Here is a 17,540-nt window from a genome sequence, read left to right as displayed (position 1 = left end):
ATATGCCCCTTTTGGTCGTTGCTCCATCAGACGAATGCACCAAGCAGCACCCTGCGGTTCGGGGTGCATCGGTCAGCAATCGAATGGATGGACATGAACAAGTGGTTCTACCGTGCCGTCGGCGCCGTGGGCGTGGCCAGCGGCGTCATGCTGCTCGGCAATGGCGTCGCGCACGCTGAAACGGTCACCGAGGCCCAGCCGACCGCCGATCTTCAGGCCATGCGAGGGCTGGTCGCCGATCTCTTCTCCCCGACGGGCGGTCTGCACGACCTCGGCCTGTCGCTCGACATGACCGACACCAGGCTGAACGCGGGGCTGCGCGCCGACGGGCCGCTGTCGATCACGCGCGGCACCGGCGACCTCGGTCTCACCGCGTACGCGCCCGGGATGCAGGACATCTCACTGACCGGCAAGGCCCCGGCCCTGACCCGCGCGCTGCCGGACACCGGCCTGCTCAACGGCACGACCGGCCTGCTCAAGGGCGCCTCCAAGGAAGAGGGCGGCCTGCCGGGCCTGGACAACGTCACCGGCGTGCTCTCCAGCGGCCCGCTCGGCGGCCTGCTCGGCGGGCAGCCCGGCGGCAGCCCGCTCGACGGCCTCTCCAGCAGCCCCCTCGGCGGCCTGACCGGCGGCCTCACCGGCGGCGCGGACGGCGGCGGCACCCTGGGCGGCCTCACCGGCGGACTGCTCGGCAGCGGCGCGAGCCCCCTCAGCGGGCTGACCGGCGGCGCCAGCCCCCTCGGTGGCCTGACCGGCGGAGACGGTCCGCTCGGCGGCCTCACCGGTGGCGTCACCGACCTGACCGGCGGTCTCGGCAGCGGCCTGAAGACCGGCGGACGCGCGGCGGACCCACTGGCCGGTCTCACCGCCCTGACCGGCGGCGACAGCCTGGGCGCTCTCACCGGCGGCCTGGCGGGCGAGCGCAACGACCTGTCCGCGCCGCAGCCCGCACCGGCCGGCAGCACCCAGGACACCTTCGGCGAGTGGATCGGCGGCGCACCTGCCGGCCTGCCCTCCGACATGCTGATGCGCGCACCCGTCGACCCGCTGCTCGGCGACGTCGACGCCCTCGACCCGTCCGACAGCCTCGGCGTCACCCTCGACCCGGCCCTGTCCCGGCAGGTCGCCGACGCGACCTCGCAGATCGTGCCGGCGCTCATCGCCGACGCGATGGGCCGCAACAGCGCCGACGACCTGCTCGCCACCGAGGGCGCGGAGACGACCGAGGGCCTGCCCTTCGTCGACAAGCTGCCGCTGCTCGGCGACGTGCTCGGCAAGGGCGGCCCGCTGGACGGCGTACTGGTCGTCGGCGACATCGCCAAGCAGCTGCCCGGCGTACGCGACCTCGCCAACGGCACGTTCAGCCTCGACACCGTGTCCCGGCTCCCGATCGCCGGCAACCTGGTCACCGGCGGCATCGTGCAGGGCGGCAAGCCCGGCACCGGCCTGCCCGTGGTCGGCTCGGTGCCGATCGTCGGCGACGCCATCGGCAAGATCACCGGCAGCCTGAACGGTGCCAGCCCCGGCCGCGGCGCCAACCTGCTCAACCCCGCGCCGATCGCCGCCGCCCAGCAGCCGGTGGGCCAGCAGCTCGCTGGCCCGAACATCCTGCCCGCACCCGCACCCGCACCCCAGCACGTCGGACGCCACCGGGCCACCGAGCGCCCGGTCGCGGGCGAGGACGCGGAGTACGCGGGATCGCCGACCACCGAGGCGGGGCTGCCCGGCCTGGGCGAGCTGCCGCTGCTCGGCGGCCTGACCGGTGGCGGCGGCGGGCTCAGCGGCCCCATGGGCGGCATGCTCGGCCAGCTCCCGGTGGTCAACGACCTGCCGATCCTGGGCAACATGTCCACCTCCATGGAGGTGCTGCGCTCCCTGCCGCTGGTCGGCAGCGCCGCGGGCCTGCTGCCGCTGTAAGGCGACACGCTCAGCCGACAGATCCACGAATGAGGGGCGGACGCGACACGCGTCCGCCCCTCATCAGCGCAGTACGAGCGTCACCCGAGCACCGGAATCGTCGTGCGTCAGGGTGATCTCCCCGGCAAGCCCGGCGAGCTGCCCGGTGCCCGATCCGGGCACGACATGACCGAAGGTGTACGCGGACGCGCCGTCGTCGAGCCCTCCGTGCTGGAAGACCACCGTGCCCACGCGACCGTCGACGCTGCCGGTGAAGCGCTCCGAGGCGACATATCCGCGACCGTCCGGACCGGCCGCGGTCAGCACCTCGCCAACGCTCGTCCCGTCGACGACCCCGCGGAAGGTCTTGCGAACGGTGACCCGGGCTAGGGCCGGGCCTTCGCCAGGCTCGTCGTAGACCTCCGGTTCCCAGCCGGTGACTTCGAAATCCGCGACCAGTGTTCGCATAGCGGCAGTCGGCGGGGCGCTGTTCGGACTTGTCATGGCCGAAACCGTATTTCGGCCGGCCGGACAGGTCTTGAAGATTCGCGACAGCGAACGCGCTACGCGAGTCCTCGGTTCGACCCTCGCAGGGTGACGTTGGAGCCGACCAGGGGACTTGAACCCCTAACCTTCCGATTACAAGCCTGATCGATGCGCGCTGACGCAGTATGGAGTCCGCTGCCGCCCCTGTTCCCACAATGGCAAGGCGCGGTCGCCGTTTGGCTGGATGTGACGCGGTTGCTGTCAGAACTGCTGTCAGCCGATCGGACCGAAGTGGGCCGCAAATAGATCTTCACATTGACGGTGGAGGCACTTGCCGGCAATCTCCGGTTCGTGTCTTTCGAGCAGAGTGAGCTCTTCGACGGTCTCGCAGGGGACGCCGTAGACGTCCCCGAGGTCCTGCGGTATCACCGTGACCGGCTCCGCCCGCCTCGCCCCAAGACTTCTGGGCGTCCGAAGGCGGCCCGCGGCCCGGACCCCTTCAAGACGGATGCACGCCCCCCTTTGCGAGACGAGGATCCGCAGCTCTGGGCGGTGCACGACGAGATCGAGAGACTGGATCCATCCGGCTCCCGCACGGGATATGCGATCCGTGAGGCCCTGGACCAGATCTACGACGGTCGCCGTACCGGTCGATGGGACTTCACCCAGTTGATGAAGACGGAGAAGACTCACATCGGCACGCTCGTGGAGATCTGGCTACAACGAGAGTTCTTGTTCCGCGACGGTGAGGACCTGGACTACGAGATCGCAGGGGCGGACGTCGACTGCAAGTGGTCCATGGACCTCTACGGCTGGGAGATCCCGCAGGAGATGTACCAACAAGGCAGCAAGATCGCCCTTGTTGTCTGGGCCAACGAGTACACCGCCCGATGGGCCTCGGGGCTGATCCGCATCGACGACGCGGTCTTGCGACCTCCGGGCCAGCAACGGGACAAGAAACGGCGGCTGAACGACCGGGGCCGCGATCGCATCCTCTGGATCAAGCCGGGTGCGAATCTCGTGAAGAACACACTGCTGCACATCCAGGACCCGAAGAAACTCGACAAGATCGTCAACGCGAAGGCCGGGCAAACGGCCGTGACGAACCTCTTTCGCGAGCTGACCGGCGTGCTGGTCAACCGCGCGACCGTGGAGACCGCCGCACAGCAGATCGACAGCGCTAAGAGGGTGCGAGACGCGCGGCTACAGCTCAAGGACGAAGGAATCGTGATCTTCGGCCACTACAGGCCGCACCCGCAGATGGCCAGGGAGTTGGGCCTGCCCGTGCCTACTCTCGGTCGGTTCGTGAGCGCCCGACTTGCACTCTGGCAAGACGGCGACCCGGAGAAGTGCACGAAAATCGCCGGGAAGCTGTGGCGCGTAGCTCGAACCGACGACCCCGAAGAGCCCGGTCCGAAATTGCCCAAACAAGGCGAAGGCCAGTACTGACACTGCGTGAGACGGAGTGGGTCAAGCCCCCGCCGTACGGCTGGCACTGATTCTGGCGTCCGTGACCGCCGCTCGGATCCGGTCCACCGCATGGTCGGGGTCTTCGTGTTCCCAGATCCGCACGACCGTCCAGCCAGCGGCGGTGAGCGCGGCGTCCGTCTGAAGGTCCCGGCCGCGATTCGCCTGGACCTTCTTCGCCCAGAACTCTGCATTGGTCTTGGCAACCGTGTGGTGCTGCTCGCAGCCGTGCCAGAAGCACCCGTCCACGAATACCGCGACCTTCGCCCGGGTGAACACCAGGTCGGCGGTCCTGCGCAGCCCTGGCAGGGGCCGCACACAGACGCGGTAGCGCAGTCCGACGGCGTGTGCTCGCCGACGGATCGCGAGCTCCGGCGAGGTGTCCCTACCTCGGTTGGCTTGCATGCTGCGCCGCGTTCCCTCCGAGGAGGCCCAGGACTGCGGGGTCTTCGCCACATCGTGAGGATAGTCGCGCATCTCGGTTCCGCCTTACGTCGGCCCTTGGCCTTAAGATCGGCGCATGGCAAAGCCGCTGACCTTGATCGACTTGTTCGCCGGATGCGGCGGTATGACCTCCGGCTTCACGCGCGAAGGGTTCGAACCCGTGCTCGCGGTGGAGTTCAACCGGCAGGCGGCGTCGACATATGCGGCGAACTTCGGCGAGGACCACACGATCTGGGGCGACATCACTCAGGTGTCGAACGACTTGCTACCTGAGGCCGACGTCGTCATCGGCGGACCGCCCTGCCAGGGCTTCTCGAACCTCGGCAGCAAGGACGTCAACGACCCACGTAACCAGCTGTGGAAGGAATACCTCCGCGTCGTAGCCACGGTCAAGCCGCGGGTGTTCGTCATCGAGAACGTCGAACGGTTCTCCGCCAGCACCGAGTTTCAACTTCTGCTCGACGAAGCCGACCACGGCATGATTGCCGACTACGAGCTCACCCCAGGCGTACTACTGGCAGCAGACTACGGGGTCGCCCAGCGTCGTCCCAGGACGATCGTCATCGGCTCACGCATCGGCAAGATCGACCTACCGGACCCGACTCATGCACGGGTGCCGACCGGCGACCAGCTGCCGTGGCGGACGGTACGTGACCGTATCGCAGGTCTGCCGGATATGCCCACCACCACCGAACTGCCCGAGACCCGCACGGAGTTCTTCGGCGAGGAGATTCAAGGCGCGTACAAGTGGCTTGACCTGCACTTCGGCCGCCAACCGCGCGAGCTCTCGCTGAAGCGCTATGACTGCGTACCCCCCGGCGGGGGCCGCTTCAACCTGCCCGACGAACTGCTGCCGCGGTGCTGGCGCGACAAGCCGACCGGCACGACCGACGTCATGGGCCGTATGCGGTGGGACGCACCTTCCTTGACGATTCGAACCGAATTCTTCAAACCGGAGAAGGGACAGTACCTGCACCCCCAGTGGGAAGAGAACGGACCGCGCGTCAACCGAGTGATCACGCACCTCGAAGGCGCTCTCCTCCAGGACTTTCCCGATGACTTTCTATGGTGCGGGTCAAAGATCGAGATTGCAAAGCAGATCGGCAACGCCGTGCCAGGCGGCCTCGCCCAGGCCATCGCGCGACAACTCAAGAAGGCTCTCGTCCCCAGTACAGCTAAGTAGATCTTTCTAGTGCACGGCAGAGGAACTTTGCCCGCCATGCCGTGCGCTGGATATTTGCCATAAGCAGGCGCTTGTAGCACTTGCCCGGCACGCCTAGCCCTGAGAGCTCAGACGTACAGTCAGCAGAGTTCCAGGCCCGTGTTTATCAGGTCTTTAATGCTGATCTTCAGGCCAGGGTATTGGGGGTCGTCGCGCCAGATAGGTCTGATTTCCCTGCCTATCCCAGTATCTCTGGCTGTGCCGTTGACGGCGTATATCGACCCAGACGATTCGAAGGTGACGCTGACACCGTCGTCACACGCGAGCTTGCCGGACTCTACGGTCAATGGCCATACCTTGCCCTCGCCACTAAAGCTTGATCTTGACACTTCTACGGAGGTGTCCCGGGCCTCGGCACATCCGGTCAGCATCAGCACCATTGCAGTGATAGCGATAGATATATTTCGTCTCACGCTGAGCAGTATCGCGGCCCCAGCGGGTCCTGCGGTTGTCGGCATCCCGACCGCACCGGGCTTAGCGCCCGACCCGACGGCCGACGGCCGACCAGCATCCGGCGTACAGGCCGACTCGTCCGTCGCCCTCATGGTCAAGCGATCGGCACGCCCTCTGGGCTGCTGTTCCGCTTCACGTTGTCAGCCAACACCGGTCGTTGTTGGTCGCCGTTTGACGGCCTGGAGACGGCCTAGGATCATGCTCGACGGCCTGAAGACGGCCTGGCGTTGCTCTTTAACCTTCACTGCCCAGGCTTCTAGGTTGGCCGATCAGCCCATGAGGGGTAGACCATCAGATGGTCTACTGCCAGCGTCCGTGTCTCGGCATTGCCGTCACCGAAGCTGCCGGTAGCTTCTCGGATGTGAGCCTGAGTCGTATGACCGTGATCAATGCGCTTGCATCCGGAAAGCCGGATGATCTGCTCGGTCTTCCTGAGACATCGTGGCTGGACTTTAAGTCCTCCCCTTACCCGATCAAAACGGACAAGGGAAAGTACGAACTGTGCAAGGACGTCGCGGCATTCGCCAATGCCCAGGGCGGCCTGCTGGTCCTCGGTATCTCGACGAAGAAGCTTGACGATCAAGCGCTGGAGGTAGCTGACAAACGGCACCCGTTTCCCCAGAGCGCGGCTGACCTGAACACCTGGATTGACGTGCTAAACGAGCACTTGCGGCCACGGGTGGTCGTCAGTCACGCTTGGTACCCGGACCCCGACAGCCCAGACCATTACCTGGTGCTTGACGTCGAACCGGTGGCGGAGAGCACGCGATATGTCATCGTCCGGAGAATGATCAACGACCGGGACAAGCTCGCAGAGGGCGTCGTGATCCCGCAACGCCACGGCGACAGAACCGTTTACTTGCCACCCGACGACGTATACGGCCTGATCAACGAAGGTCTGCGGGCAAGAGCCTGGCCTCAGGAGCAGTCCCAGATCATTCCCGTCTCGGATATGGCCCTCCTGGCCGAAGAGTCCATCAACGAAATGGAACAGATGCAGGACTGGGCGGATGTTCCAGTGCTCTACCTTCAGAGCATTCCGACCGGCCGTGCGGGGCTACTGCGTGAGATGTTCGGCGGGAACGGGGTGCAAGGTGCCCTGAGTCATCAGGACGTCCTTAGGCGGGACGGCTTCAACCTGGCGGACCGTACGGGAAGACTCCGTGTGCTAGGTGGTGGCCTATATCTGGATCAGACGCGGTATGCCCTATGGGTCCGTCCCAACGGCCTCCTAACCGCAGGGCTTCCAGCGACATCAGACCTGCTGGGCTGGGCAATGGAGCAGTACTCGCGTCGAGAACGCATCAACCCCTGGGTTCTCACAGAAATGACCTTGGAGTACTTCCGAATCGCAGACGATCTCATCAAGCCGCGGGTGACTGGAGCAGTCCAACACCGGATCGTGGCCCGACGCTTCAGGGGCGATGAACCGCGCCTGCTCGGTGCTGCGAACTTCCAACTTCACATGATGATCAGCGACGCGCAGCCAGCCAGCGCGGACATGTTGGACCTGTCCTGGCCTGCGGTTGGAGACCCAGAGCGTGATACCTATGAAGCCCTCCTGAGGGTCTACGGTCTGTTCGGCCTGGACGTCGAAATCAATCGCGACGTCGAGGACGACCGAGTGCCGATGTCCCGGTTCAGGGAGAGAGACTAGCTCCGGCCCGTCGCGCCAGGTCTGGTCGAAAGACTCGTCAGTACGGCCCGACCTCGAACCCTGAACCTACGGATTTGCTGTAGCGCGGTCGGTGAAGGTCAGACACGAGGTCGGCGGCGTGGCTGGGTTTTCCAAGGTCGTCCACGGGCGGCCGCGTTGCTGTACTTCGCTGCTGTAGGAACCCTGATCAGAGTCACCTTGAAGCACATCGCTACATTCGTTGCGCTGGCAGCTTATCGGCAAGGCTTCGCCGATCATTGAGTTGACGAGCATATTGAGCACTTTGGTTATGAGGATGAGGAGTAGTCGATGGGCTCTGAGCTCGAACGCACCGATCAGCGAGAGATCAGCATCAACGTCGAGGTCGGAACCGGCGCATTCCTACCTGGCGGCAAAATTGCGTTCGGGTTAAAGCGGGCCTGGCAGCACCGCGCTAACGATTACCTTGAATCAGTCGCGGCCGCAGCAGGGTCGGACGAGGATCGAATAGTCGAAGCAGTTGCCGAAGGCGGCGAATTCGCGGACGTATTCGCTCACGGCTTGCAAGCACTCACTGGTCCGAGCGACGTTACCTACCGAGAAACGTTCGCTGCATTCGTGGCGAATTCTCTGCATGATCCTGCGAAGATCGATATAACTGCCTTCCTGCTCGACAAGTTCAGCAAACTTCGCCCTCCACACGTTCGCATCTTTTGGTGGTATGTGGCACTTGAGGGCATGCGAGTTCGCCAGGAAAGCCAAAAAGGACAACGGGGCAAACTCGCTATAGAGGCCGGTATCGTAGCGCTGCACCTTCTTTCCAGAGGAGGTCTTATTTCGTCTTCAACAGTCGGCGTTGACGCATTGCGCGAGATCACAGCGCTGCCGAAGGGAATCCTCGAATCGCTAATTCGAGACCTAATTAACGAAGGCTTGATGCACAAGAATAGCGAATCTCTTGCGCTCACTGAACTTGGCGAATTGGCCGTACAGTTGATAGGTGAGGATGGGTTGCAGCGTATTTTTCTTATTCTGCATAGCGCAAAGGGCACTCAAGAGATCGAATGATCTTTGGCCCAGTGCAGCTGACTACGGTGAGGGCTAGCCGGTTGTTGTTCGACGATGCCCACCTAGCTCCCCGTCTGCCGTCGGCCCGCACTCCGTGGTCATGATCTCCGGCCGTGGTCAAGGTGGAGCACTCCACGACTGAACGACCTTGACCACGGCCGGAGATCATGAAGGCTTTGCCCGGGCCGATGGTGGGCGGGGTGCGACTCCCCGGAGCCCGAGGTTGAGGGTTGACTTTGACCTTGGAGACATTGGGCGGCACGGGTGTGACGGCGGCGGGAGCTGCGGTCAGTTAGTCCGTCTGATGTGCGCAAAAATGGATCATAAAATCAAATAAATGATCTTTGTCATGGTGATCATCCTGTCGACAAAAGATCATTTCCATTCGCTGAGCGGTCGCCGTCTTGGTCACCGGTGTTCCCGGTGCTCGTCGGCGTCGACCAGGTCGTCAACGTCGGCTGGTCGTCTCCGTCCGCATCTGATCGAGCCGTGAACTGCGGCATCACATGCCGCGGCTTGGTCGATCCATGCATGGAGGTGCCGGTGCCGTGAATGTTCGCGCAGGCCGGGCTCGGGCGGCGCGGGCCGCAGGCATGAGCGTCGCCCGGAAGCCCGGCCAGGCGCGGCCCGCTTGCGGGCCGCCTTGACCTCGTATGGAAAGTTTCGACACATGCCGATGGCATGAGGATGTCAGGTACCGGGTGATGTGCGACAGAGCGATACCAGTAGACGTGCGACAGGTGCCGTAGTCGGCTGTTGAGCACGTGACGTTTGCGGATGTCACGTGGTCAGGAGCCGGGATTGGCGCTAGTTGATTTGTCGAAGGTTGAGCAGCGGTATCGGGCGGTGCTGGCTGTCCAGGCTGGGCGCTCGGTTGTCGAGGTCGCTGCCCTGCATGGGGTCGGGCGACAGAGTGTTCACCGTTGGCTGTCGCGGTATGAGCGTGATGGCCTGGCTGGGTTGGCGGATCGTTCCCGACGTCCGCTGACCTGTCCTCATCAGGCACCGCCGGTGGTGGAGGCGGCGGTGTGTGAGCTGCGGCGGGAGCATCCGCGGTGGGGTGCGCGTCGGATCGCGTTCGAGCTCGGCCGGGATGGCTGCCCGGGTCCGGTGCCGTCGGTGATGACGGTCTACCGGATTCTGGTGCGCCATGGCCTGATCCGGCCGCAGCCTCGGGGCCGTCGTCGGGAGGACTTCCGCAGGTGGGAGCGCCCGGAGCCGATGCAGCTCTGGCAGATGGACATCGTGGGCGGCGTGCTGCTGGCCGACGGCACCGAAGCCAAGGTCGTCACCGGGGTGGACGACCACTCGCGGTTCTGCGTGATCGCGAAAGTGGTGCCGCGGGCGACGGGCCGTGCGGTGTGTTTGGCGTTCGCGCAGGGCCTGGCCCGGTTCGGGGTACCGGCGGAGGTGCTCACCGACAACGGCAAACAGTTCACCGACCGGTTCGGTAAGGGCGGTGAGGTGCTGTTCGACAGGATCTGCCGCGACAACGCGATCACGCATCGGCTGACGCAACCGGCGTCGCCGACCACGACCGGGAAGGTGGAACGCTTCCATCAGAGCCTGCGCCGTGAGCTGCTGGATCACTGCGGCAGGTTCGCCGACGTCGCTGCGGCGCAGGCGGCGGTCGACGAGTGGGTCGTCCACTACAACATCAGACGGCCGCACCAGTCGCTGGATATGGCCTGCCCGACTGACAGGTTCGCCAGCGCGCGTGACGATGATGGCGGGACATCGGCGGCGGAGCTGCTGCCGCTGCGTCTGCCGGGATCGCTGGCGCAGACCTTGCGTGAGGAGGCCGGTGTGCCGTCGCAGCTTGCCGAGGCTCAACCCGAGGCAATGGTGCCGTGGACGCATGGACCGGTGGAGTTCGACCGGGTCGTGCCGCCCAGCGGCAACATGGAGGTCCGGGGCAAGCAGATCTGGCTGGGCACCGCCCGGTCCGGAGTCACGGTGACGTTCTGGGTCGACACGAATATGATCCACCTGCTCATCGCCGGTGCCCGGGTCAAGTCGGTGCGCTCGCACCTGTCGGTCAACGACCTGGCCGCTCTAGCCGCAGCCGGTGGCAGGGCCGCCGGACCGTCCCCGCTGCCGCCCATCGAGCCCGGCTGCGGCGCTGTGGAGGTCGACCGGACCGTCAACCGCGGTGGGCATGTGTCGCTGGGCCAGCACGTCGTTCTGGCAGCGGAGATCCTCGCCGGGCGACGGGTCAGCGTGCGCGTCGAGGCTGACACACTGCACTTTTTTGATCCGCAGACTCGTGAACTGCTACGAACCAGACCGAACCCGCTGGCTCCGGATGGTCGCCCGACTGCGTGGCGCCCGCCCGGCCGGACCGCAACCGCAGGCGTCGACCGCACCGATGATCGTGCAACGACGGGCCAGCAACAGTGGTGTGATCATGGTCGCCGGTCAGAAGATCTCGCTCGGCCGACCTCACGCGCGCCAGACGGTCGCGGTGGAGGTCGACGGCACTCAGTTTCGGATCGCCGTCGACGGAACGGTCCGAACCGTTGCGCGCCTGACTGACCAGCCCGTGCGCAGTATCAAGGCCCACCGCCCCCGCAAGACCACATCCTCCGGCGATTAGCAGGGACCGGGCCGGCCAAGTACGGGCGCTACCTCGGCGTCAGCAGAAATGGCAGCATGAGGCTGGTGAGTGTCTGGGATGAGCTGACAGTCGAGCAGTGCGCGGTCATGATCACGGCTTTGGAAGAGGGGTATCTCCGCAGCGTGATCTTCGAGTACGACGTTCGTACCAACGCGGCTCCGACGCTCACCGATGACGCCGCGTGCGCGCTGATCCCCTGCTTTGAGGAGGTTGTTGCGGACCTGGTCGAGCGGGACTGGATCGAACTGCGTGAGCCTGACGCCGGCCAAACTTGGGACACCGCAAGCCCGCTGACGGCCGCCGAGATTCGGGCCCTCCACGACCCCGACGCCTGGGTATGGACGAACGACGAGTCCGCGCGCGCGATCTGGCTGCTAACAACCGATCGCTGGGATGCCCTCTTCCGCACCTAGCCCTGGTGATCTACAGCTGATGCCCTCGATCGGCACCAGCACTAGTCGTAACATCGTCGACAAAACCGGCCGCCGCAACGGCCGAACTCAGAAACCTAGGCCATCTGTCGCACGACAGCTGGTATCGAAATGTCGCACATCTGGTGAAGCTAGGCACTGAGCAAACGAACGGCCTAGGCAACAGGTCAAGGGCCCATGGGGCGGCGATCGCTGACACGGTCTGCGAGTCGTCGGTTCAGTGCACGGCGAGGCTTGGGGTTGGAGCCGACCAGGGGACTTGAACCCCTAACCTTCCGATTACAAGTCGGGTGCGCTACCAATTGCGCCAGGCCGGCATGCACGGACCAGGAGCGCCCGTACCCAGCGATGGTACGCGGCAGGGGCACCGGGTTCGCTACCGGATTCCCCGGAGTTTCGTACCCATCATCACCATAGGGTCCGTTTTGCCTGGCAGACGCGTTCCACATGATGATCCACGGGCTTGTTTACGAGCCGTTACGCGGTTACCTTGGCGAACGCCGGGTTCGTGAAAACGTGTTCGGCACTTCACTTTCACTCGGATCGTCCGGCACGTTCCTGCCGGTGGAAGGACACACCCCCGTGGCTACTGTCACCTATGCCAAGGCTTCCCGGATCTACCCGGGCACCGACCGCCCCGCCGTCGACCAGCTCGACCTCCAGATCAACGACGGCGAGTTCCTCGTCCTCGTCGGCCCGTCCGGCTGTGGCAAGTCCACCAGCCTGCGGATGCTGGCCGGTCTCGAGGACGTCGACCAGGGCGCGATCTACATCAACGACAAGGACGTCACGAACCTCCCGCCGAAGTCGCGGGATATCGCGATGGTCTTCCAGAACTACGCCCTCTACCCGCACATGACGGTGTACGAGAACATGGCGTTCGCGCTCAAGCTGCGCAAGACCCCGAAGTCGGAGATCGACGTCCGGGTCAAGAAGGCCGCGCAGATGCTGCAGCTGGAGGAGTACCTGGGCCGCAAGCCGAAGGCGCTCTCCGGCGGTCAGCGCCAGCGTGTCGCCATGGGCCGCGCGATCGTGCGTGAGCCGCAGGTCTTCCTCATGGACGAGCCGCTGTCGAACCTCGACGCGAAGCTCCGTGTGCAGACCCGTTCGCAGATCGCGACGCTGCAGTCGCAGCTGGGCATCACCACCGTGTACGTGACGCACGACCAGGTCGAGGCCATGACCATGGGTCACCGCGTCGCCGTGCTGCTCGACGGTGTGCTGCAGCAGTGCGACACCCCGCGTGCCCTGTACGACCGGCCGTCCAACGTCTTCGTCGCGGGCTTCATCGGCTCGCCGGCGATGAACATCAAGACGGTCCAGCTGACCGACGCCGGTGCGGTGTTCGGCCAGATGGTGCTCCCGCTGACCCGTGAGCAGATCGCCGCGGCTCAGGCCGAGGGCGGCAACGGCCAGGTCACCGTGGGCTTCCGTCCCGAGGACTCGGACCTGGTCGGCGCGAGCGAGGGCGGCATGCCCATCGTCGTGGACCTGGTCGAGGACCTGGGCGCGAACGCCAACGTGTACGGCCACGCCGCGATCAACGGCGGCGAGGAGCGGTTCGTGGTCTCCACGACCCGCCAGGCGATGCCGAGCCTCGGCGACACGGTGTTCGTGAAGCCGGTCGTGGGCAGCCACCACGCGTTCCACGCCGCTTCCGGCGTGCGTATCTGACGCAAGCAGTAACGAAAGGGCGGGACCGGAAACGGTCCCGCCCTTTGTGATGTGCGCGCCGATCTTCGGTTAGCCGTGCTCCAGGGGGTAAGCATGGAGCCATGACGGAGTATCGAGTCGAGCACGACACGATGGGCGAGGTCCGGGTGCCCGCCGAGGCCCTGTGGGGCGCGCAGACCCAGCGGGCCATCGAGAACTTCCCGGTGTCGGGCACTGTTCTGCCGTACCCCCTGATCATCGCTCTTGCGCAGATCAAGGAGGCGGCGGCTGAGGCGAACGCGGCGACCGGTGACCTGGACGCGCAGACGGCGGGGGCGATCGCGTCGGCGGCTCGGGAGATCGCCGAGGGCGACTTCGCGCAGCACTTCCCGCTCGACGTGTTCCAGACCGGTTCGGGCACCTCGACCAACATGAACATGAACGAGGTGCTGGCCCGGATCGCCGGGCAGCGGCTGGGCCGGGCCGTGCACCCCAATGACCAGGTGAACGCGTCGCAGTCCAGCAACGACGTGTTCCCGTCGGCGATCCACCTGGCGGCGCTGCGGCTGGTGGCGTACGAGCTGCGCCCGGCGCTGATGGAGCTGGAGGACGCGCTGTCGCGCAAGGCGACGCAGTTCGCGCACGTGGTGAAGTCGGGGCGCACCCACCTGATGGACGCCACGCCGGTGACCCTGGGCCAGGAGTTCTCCGGGTACGCCCAGCAGGTGCACCGGGCCGCCGAGCGCATCGCCGCGACCCTGCCGCACGTCGCCGAGCTGCCGCTGGGCGGCACCGCGGTCGGCACGGGCGTCAACGCGAGCGCCGAGTTCCGCCGTGAGGTCTACCGCAGGCTGGCCGCCAACACGGGCCTGCCGGTGAAGGAGGCCGAGAACCACTTCGAGGCGCACGGTGCGCGGGACGCCCTGGTCGAGCTGTCCGGCCAGCTGCGTACGGCCGCGGTCAGCCTCTACAAGATCGCGAACGACGTCCGCTGGATGGGTTCGGGGCCCCGTGCGGGCCTCAGCGAGCTGCGCATCCCCGACCTGCAGCCCGGCTCGTCGATCATGCCGGGCAAGGTGAACCCGGTCATCTGCGAGTCGGTCCGGCAGGTCTGCGCGCAGGTCATGGGCAACGACGCGGCGGTCGGCTTCGCGGGCTCGCAGGGTGACTTCGAGCTCAACGTGATGCTGCCGGTGATGGCCCGCAACCTGCTGGAGTCCATCACCCTGCTGGCCAACGTCAGCCGCCTGTTCGCCGCCAAGTGCATCGTCGGCCTGCAGGCCAACGAGGAGGTGGCCCGCCTGTACGCCGAGGGCTCGCCGTCGATCGTGACGCCGCTGAACCGGCACATCGGCTACGAGGAGGCGGCGGCCGTTGCCAAGCAGGCCCTCGCGGAGAACAAGACCATCCGCCAGGTCGTCGTCGAACGCGGCCACGTGGAGGCCGGCAAACTCACCGAGGCGCAGCTCGACGCGGCTCTCGACGTCCTCGCCATGACCCGCCAGCCCGACTGATCGGCCCATAAGATAGACGCTGGCCTATTACATCGAGTATTTGTAGATCAAACTCGATGTAATAGGCCAGCGTCTATGGAAAACAGAACCCGTCACGCCGCCCGGCGACGCCGAGCCACCTCGGCCAGTGCCACCGCCGCCGCCACGGAAGCGTTCAGCGACTCGACCTCGGACACCATCGGGATACCCACCCGCATGTCACAGGTCTGCCCCACCAGCCGCCCCAGCCCACGACCCTCGGACCCGACTACCACGATCAGCGGCCCGACGGCCGCCTCCAGCTCGTACAGGTCAGCCTCCCCGTCGGCGTCCAGCCCGACGACCACGAAGCCCTCCGCCTGCGCCTGCTTCAGCGAGCGGGTCATGTTGGTCACCTGCGCCACCGGCAGCCGCGCCGCGGCACCGGCACTCGTCCGCCACGCCGTCGCCGTGATGCCCGCCGCGCGCCGCTCCGGCACGAAGATGCCCTGCGCACCGAAAGCGGCCGCGGACCGGATCACCGCGCCCAGGTTGCGCGGGTCGGTCACCCCGTCCAGCGCCACCAGCAGCGGCTCCGGGTGCTCGATGGACGCGGCGAGCATGTCCTCGAAGCTCTCGTACGCGAACGGCGGCACCTGGATGCCGATGCCCTGGTTCAGCACGCCACCCGTGAGCCGGTCGAGTTCGACGCGGCTGATCTCCAGCAGCGGGATGCCCCGGTCGGCCGCGGTGCGTACGGCCTCGGTGACGCGCTCGTCGATGTCGAGGCCCTGGGCCACGTACAGCGCGGTCGCGGGCACGTGCGCGCGCAGCGCCTCGACCACCGGGTTACGGCCGACGAGCAGCTCGGGCGCGTCCTTCGGGGTCTGCGACTTGCGCCCCGGCGCGACCCGCGGGCCACTGCGCACGGGTGCGCCGCCGCCGCCGCGCCCGGCCGGCGTACGCCGGGTCGGGGTGCCCTTGCCGCCGTTGCCACGGCCCCAGGTGGTGTCCTTGGTGCCGGGCTTGCCGATCTTCGGAGCGCGTCCCTCGGCCGTCGCCGCCTTGCGCTCCTTGTCCTGCTTCCAGGCGGTCTTCGAGGGCAGTTTCTCGGTGCCCGAGTAACCCTTGTGCCACGGACGCTCGTCGGCGGGCAGCGTCTTACCGCGGCCCTTCAGGGTGTCCTTGCCCTTGCCGCCGGTGCCCTTGGCGGCGCTCTTCTTGCTGATCTGGCGTATGTTCCGGCGTTGCGAGTTGCCCGGCATTACAGTTCACTTCCGATCGTCCAGCGTGGACCGTGCGGGGTGTCCTCCACCACGACTCCGGCCTGTTTCAGCTGATCCCGCACGGCGTCCGCGGCGGCCCAGTCCTTACGTTCACGTGCGGCAGTACGCTGCTCCAGGGCGAGCGCGACCAGCGCGTCGACCGTGTCGCGCAGCCCGCTGCCGCCCTTGGTGTCGGCCCACGCCGCATCCAGCGGGTCGATGCCGAGCACGCCGAGCATCGCCCGGACGCTGCCCAGCGCACCAGCGGCGGCCTTGGCGTCCCCGGCGGCCAGCGCGGTGTTGCCCTCGCGCAGCACCTCGTGCAGGGCCGCGAGCGCGGCCGAGGTGTTGAGGTCGTCGTCCATCGCCGCCGTGAAGTCGGCGCACAGCGTGCCCGGCTCGACCACGCCGACCAGCTCCACGGCACGCTGCACGAAGCCCTCGATGCGGCGGTACGCCGTCGCGGCCTCCTCCAGCGCGCCCCAGCTGAAGTCGATGCGGGCCCGGTAGTGCGGGGACAGCATGTAGTAGCGCAGATCGACGGGCCGGATGCCGCGCTCGGTGACCGACTCCAGGTCGATGACGTTGCCCAGCGACTTGCTCATCTTGGCCTCGCCGAGGTTGAGCAGGCCGTGATGCACCCAGAACCGGGAGAACGGCAGCCCGGCGGCGCGCGACTGGGCCTGCTCGTTCTCGTGGTGCGGGAAGACCAGGTCGAGGCCGCCGCCGTGGATGTCGAACTCGGCGCCCAGGTAACGCTTGGCCATCGCCGAGCACTCGATGTGCCAGCCGGGACGGCCGCGGCCCCACGGCGAGGGCCACTCGGCGTCGTCGGGCTCCTCGGTCTTCGCGCCCTTCCACAGGGCGAAGTCGCGCGGGTCGCGCTTGGCCCGCTCCGGGCCGTCCGGAGCGGCCAGCATGTCGTCGGGCCGCTGCCCGGACAGGGCGCCGTAGTCGGCGAAGGAGCGCACGGAGAAGTAGACGTCGCCGCTGCCGTCGTTGCTCGGGTACGCGTTGCCGCGCTCGATCAGCTCGGTGATCATCTCGTGCATCTCGGGCACGTGCCCGGTCGCGCGCGGCTCGTAGGTCGGCGCGAGCACGTTCAGCGCCCGGTAGGCGGCCGCCAGCGTCACCTCGTTGGCGTACGCGATCGACCAGAACGGGCGACCCTGCTCCAGCGACTTGGCGAGGATCTTGTCGTCGATGTCGGTGATGTTGCGCACGAACACGACGTCGTAGCCCGCGTGCGTCAGCCAGCGCCGCAGCACGTCGTAGTTGACGCCCGAGCGCAGGTGGCCGATGTGCGGGCCGGACTGGACGGTGAGACCGCACAGGTACACGGAGGCCTGACCGGGAACGCGCGGCACGAAGTCGCGCACCTGTCTGGTCGCGGTGTCAAAGAGTCTCAACGTCACCGCACAAGGATAGTC

At 66.4% G+C, this 17,540-nt stretch carries 14 protein-coding genes and 1 tRNA gene; 9 read left to right on the top strand and 6 right to left on the bottom strand.

What is annotated here, in order from left to right; genetic code table 11:
* Positions 1–93: 93 nt before the first annotated feature.
* A complete protein-coding gene (locus HAV40_RS36070) occupies positions 94–1,917 on the top strand; it encodes a hypothetical protein (protein ID WP_166388796.1) in 1,824 nt (607 codons plus the stop codon).
* A gap of 63 nt (positions 1,918–1,980) precedes the next feature.
* Here HAV40_RS36070 and HAV40_RS36065 read toward each other — a convergent pair whose 3' ends face one another.
* A complete protein-coding gene (locus HAV40_RS36065; protein WP_166388795.1) occupies positions 1,981–2,364 on the bottom strand; it encodes a DUF3224 domain-containing protein in 384 nt (127 codons plus the stop codon).
* A gap of 570 nt (positions 2,365–2,934) precedes the next feature.
* On the opposite strand from HAV40_RS36065, the gene HAV40_RS36060 reads away from it, so the two are divergent.
* Positions 2,935–3,831, top strand: coding sequence for a NaeI family type II restriction endonuclease (locus HAV40_RS36060; protein WP_166388794.1), 897 nt, complete (start codon positions 2,935–2,937; stop codon positions 3,829–3,831).
* A gap of 21 nt (positions 3,832–3,852) precedes the next feature.
* On the opposite strand, the gene HAV40_RS36055 is transcribed toward HAV40_RS36060, so the two are convergent.
* Positions 3,853–4,305, bottom strand: coding sequence for a very short patch repair endonuclease (locus tag HAV40_RS36055; protein ID WP_239086881.1), 453 nt, complete (start codon positions 4,303–4,305; stop codon positions 3,853–3,855).
* Positions 4,306–4,369: 64 nt separating this feature from the next.
* Between HAV40_RS36055 and HAV40_RS36050 the strand changes: the two genes are divergently transcribed.
* Entirely contained in the window at positions 4,370–5,476 is a 1,107-nt protein-coding gene (locus HAV40_RS36050; RefSeq protein ID WP_166388792.1) for a DNA cytosine methyltransferase, read from the top strand.
* A gap of 119 nt (positions 5,477–5,595) precedes the next feature.
* On the opposite strand, the gene HAV40_RS39265 is transcribed toward HAV40_RS36050, so the two are convergent.
* Entirely contained in the window at positions 5,596–5,886 is a 291-nt protein-coding gene (locus HAV40_RS39265) for a DUF2511 domain-containing protein (protein WP_409365002.1), read from the bottom strand.
* A gap of 458 nt (positions 5,887–6,344) precedes the next feature.
* On the opposite strand from HAV40_RS39265, the gene HAV40_RS36040 reads away from it, so the two are divergent.
* The 4 genes from HAV40_RS36040 to HAV40_RS36025 all read left to right on the top strand — a co-directional run bounded on the left by HAV40_RS36040 (position 6,345) and on the right by HAV40_RS36025 (position 11,702).
* On the top strand, positions 6,345–7,625 hold the full coding sequence (locus HAV40_RS36040; RefSeq protein WP_166388790.1) for an AlbA family DNA-binding domain-containing protein: 1,281 nt from the start codon (positions 6,345–6,347) through the stop codon (positions 7,623–7,625).
* Positions 7,626–7,934: 309 nt separating this feature from the next.
* A complete protein-coding gene (locus HAV40_RS36035) occupies positions 7,935–8,672 on the top strand; it encodes a hypothetical protein (RefSeq protein ID WP_166388789.1) in 738 nt (245 codons plus the stop codon).
* Between the two features lie 777 nt (positions 8,673–9,449).
* A complete protein-coding gene (locus tag HAV40_RS36030; protein ID WP_239086880.1) occupies positions 9,450–11,207 on the top strand; it encodes an IS481 family transposase in 1,758 nt (585 codons plus the stop codon).
* Positions 11,208–11,333: 126 nt separating this feature from the next.
* Positions 11,334–11,702 carry a hypothetical protein gene (locus HAV40_RS36025; protein WP_166388788.1) on the top strand — a complete coding sequence of 123 codons (369 nt, stop codon included), beginning with the start codon at positions 11,334–11,336 and terminating at the stop codon, positions 11,700–11,702.
* A gap of 259 nt (positions 11,703–11,961) precedes the next feature.
* Here HAV40_RS36025 and HAV40_RS36020 read toward each other — a convergent pair.
* Positions 11,962–12,037 (bottom strand) — tRNA-Thr (locus HAV40_RS36020).
* Positions 12,038–12,302: 265 nt separating this feature from the next.
* On the opposite strand from HAV40_RS36020, the gene HAV40_RS36015 reads away from it, so the two are divergent.
* Positions 12,303–13,394, top strand: coding sequence for an ABC transporter ATP-binding protein (locus HAV40_RS36015; protein ID WP_166388787.1), 1,092 nt, complete (start codon positions 12,303–12,305; stop codon positions 13,392–13,394).
* Positions 13,395–13,495: 101 nt separating this feature from the next.
* Positions 13,496–14,887 (top strand): class II fumarate hydratase, encoded by a 1,392-nt coding sequence (locus tag HAV40_RS36010; RefSeq protein ID WP_166388786.1) that lies wholly within the window; start codon positions 13,496–13,498, stop codon positions 14,885–14,887.
* A gap of 92 nt (positions 14,888–14,979) precedes the next feature.
* Here the strand turns inward: HAV40_RS36010 and rlmB are convergent, their stop codons facing one another.
* Both rlmB and cysS read right to left on the bottom strand, forming a co-directional pair.
* The gene (gene rlmB / locus HAV40_RS36005; protein ID WP_166388785.1) at positions 14,980–16,110 is read right to left on the bottom strand and encodes a 23S rRNA (guanosine(2251)-2'-O)-methyltransferase RlmB; all 1,131 of its coding nucleotides are present in this window, start codon (positions 16,108–16,110) and stop codon (positions 14,980–14,982) included.
* Positions 16,110–17,525, bottom strand: coding sequence for a cysteine--tRNA ligase (cysS, locus tag HAV40_RS36000; protein ID WP_166388784.1), 1,416 nt, complete (start codon positions 17,523–17,525; stop codon positions 16,110–16,112). The genes rlmB and cysS overlap by 1 nt, the downstream gene beginning before the upstream one ends.
* Between the last annotated feature and the right edge of the window lie 15 nt (positions 17,526–17,540).

It is taken from the genome of Catellatospora methionotrophica, from assembly GCF_011297335.1.
Lineage (GTDB): Bacteria > Actinomycetota > Actinomycetes > Mycobacteriales > Micromonosporaceae > Catellatospora > Catellatospora methionotrophica.
This window is presented reverse-complemented; position numbering and strand designations above follow the sequence as displayed.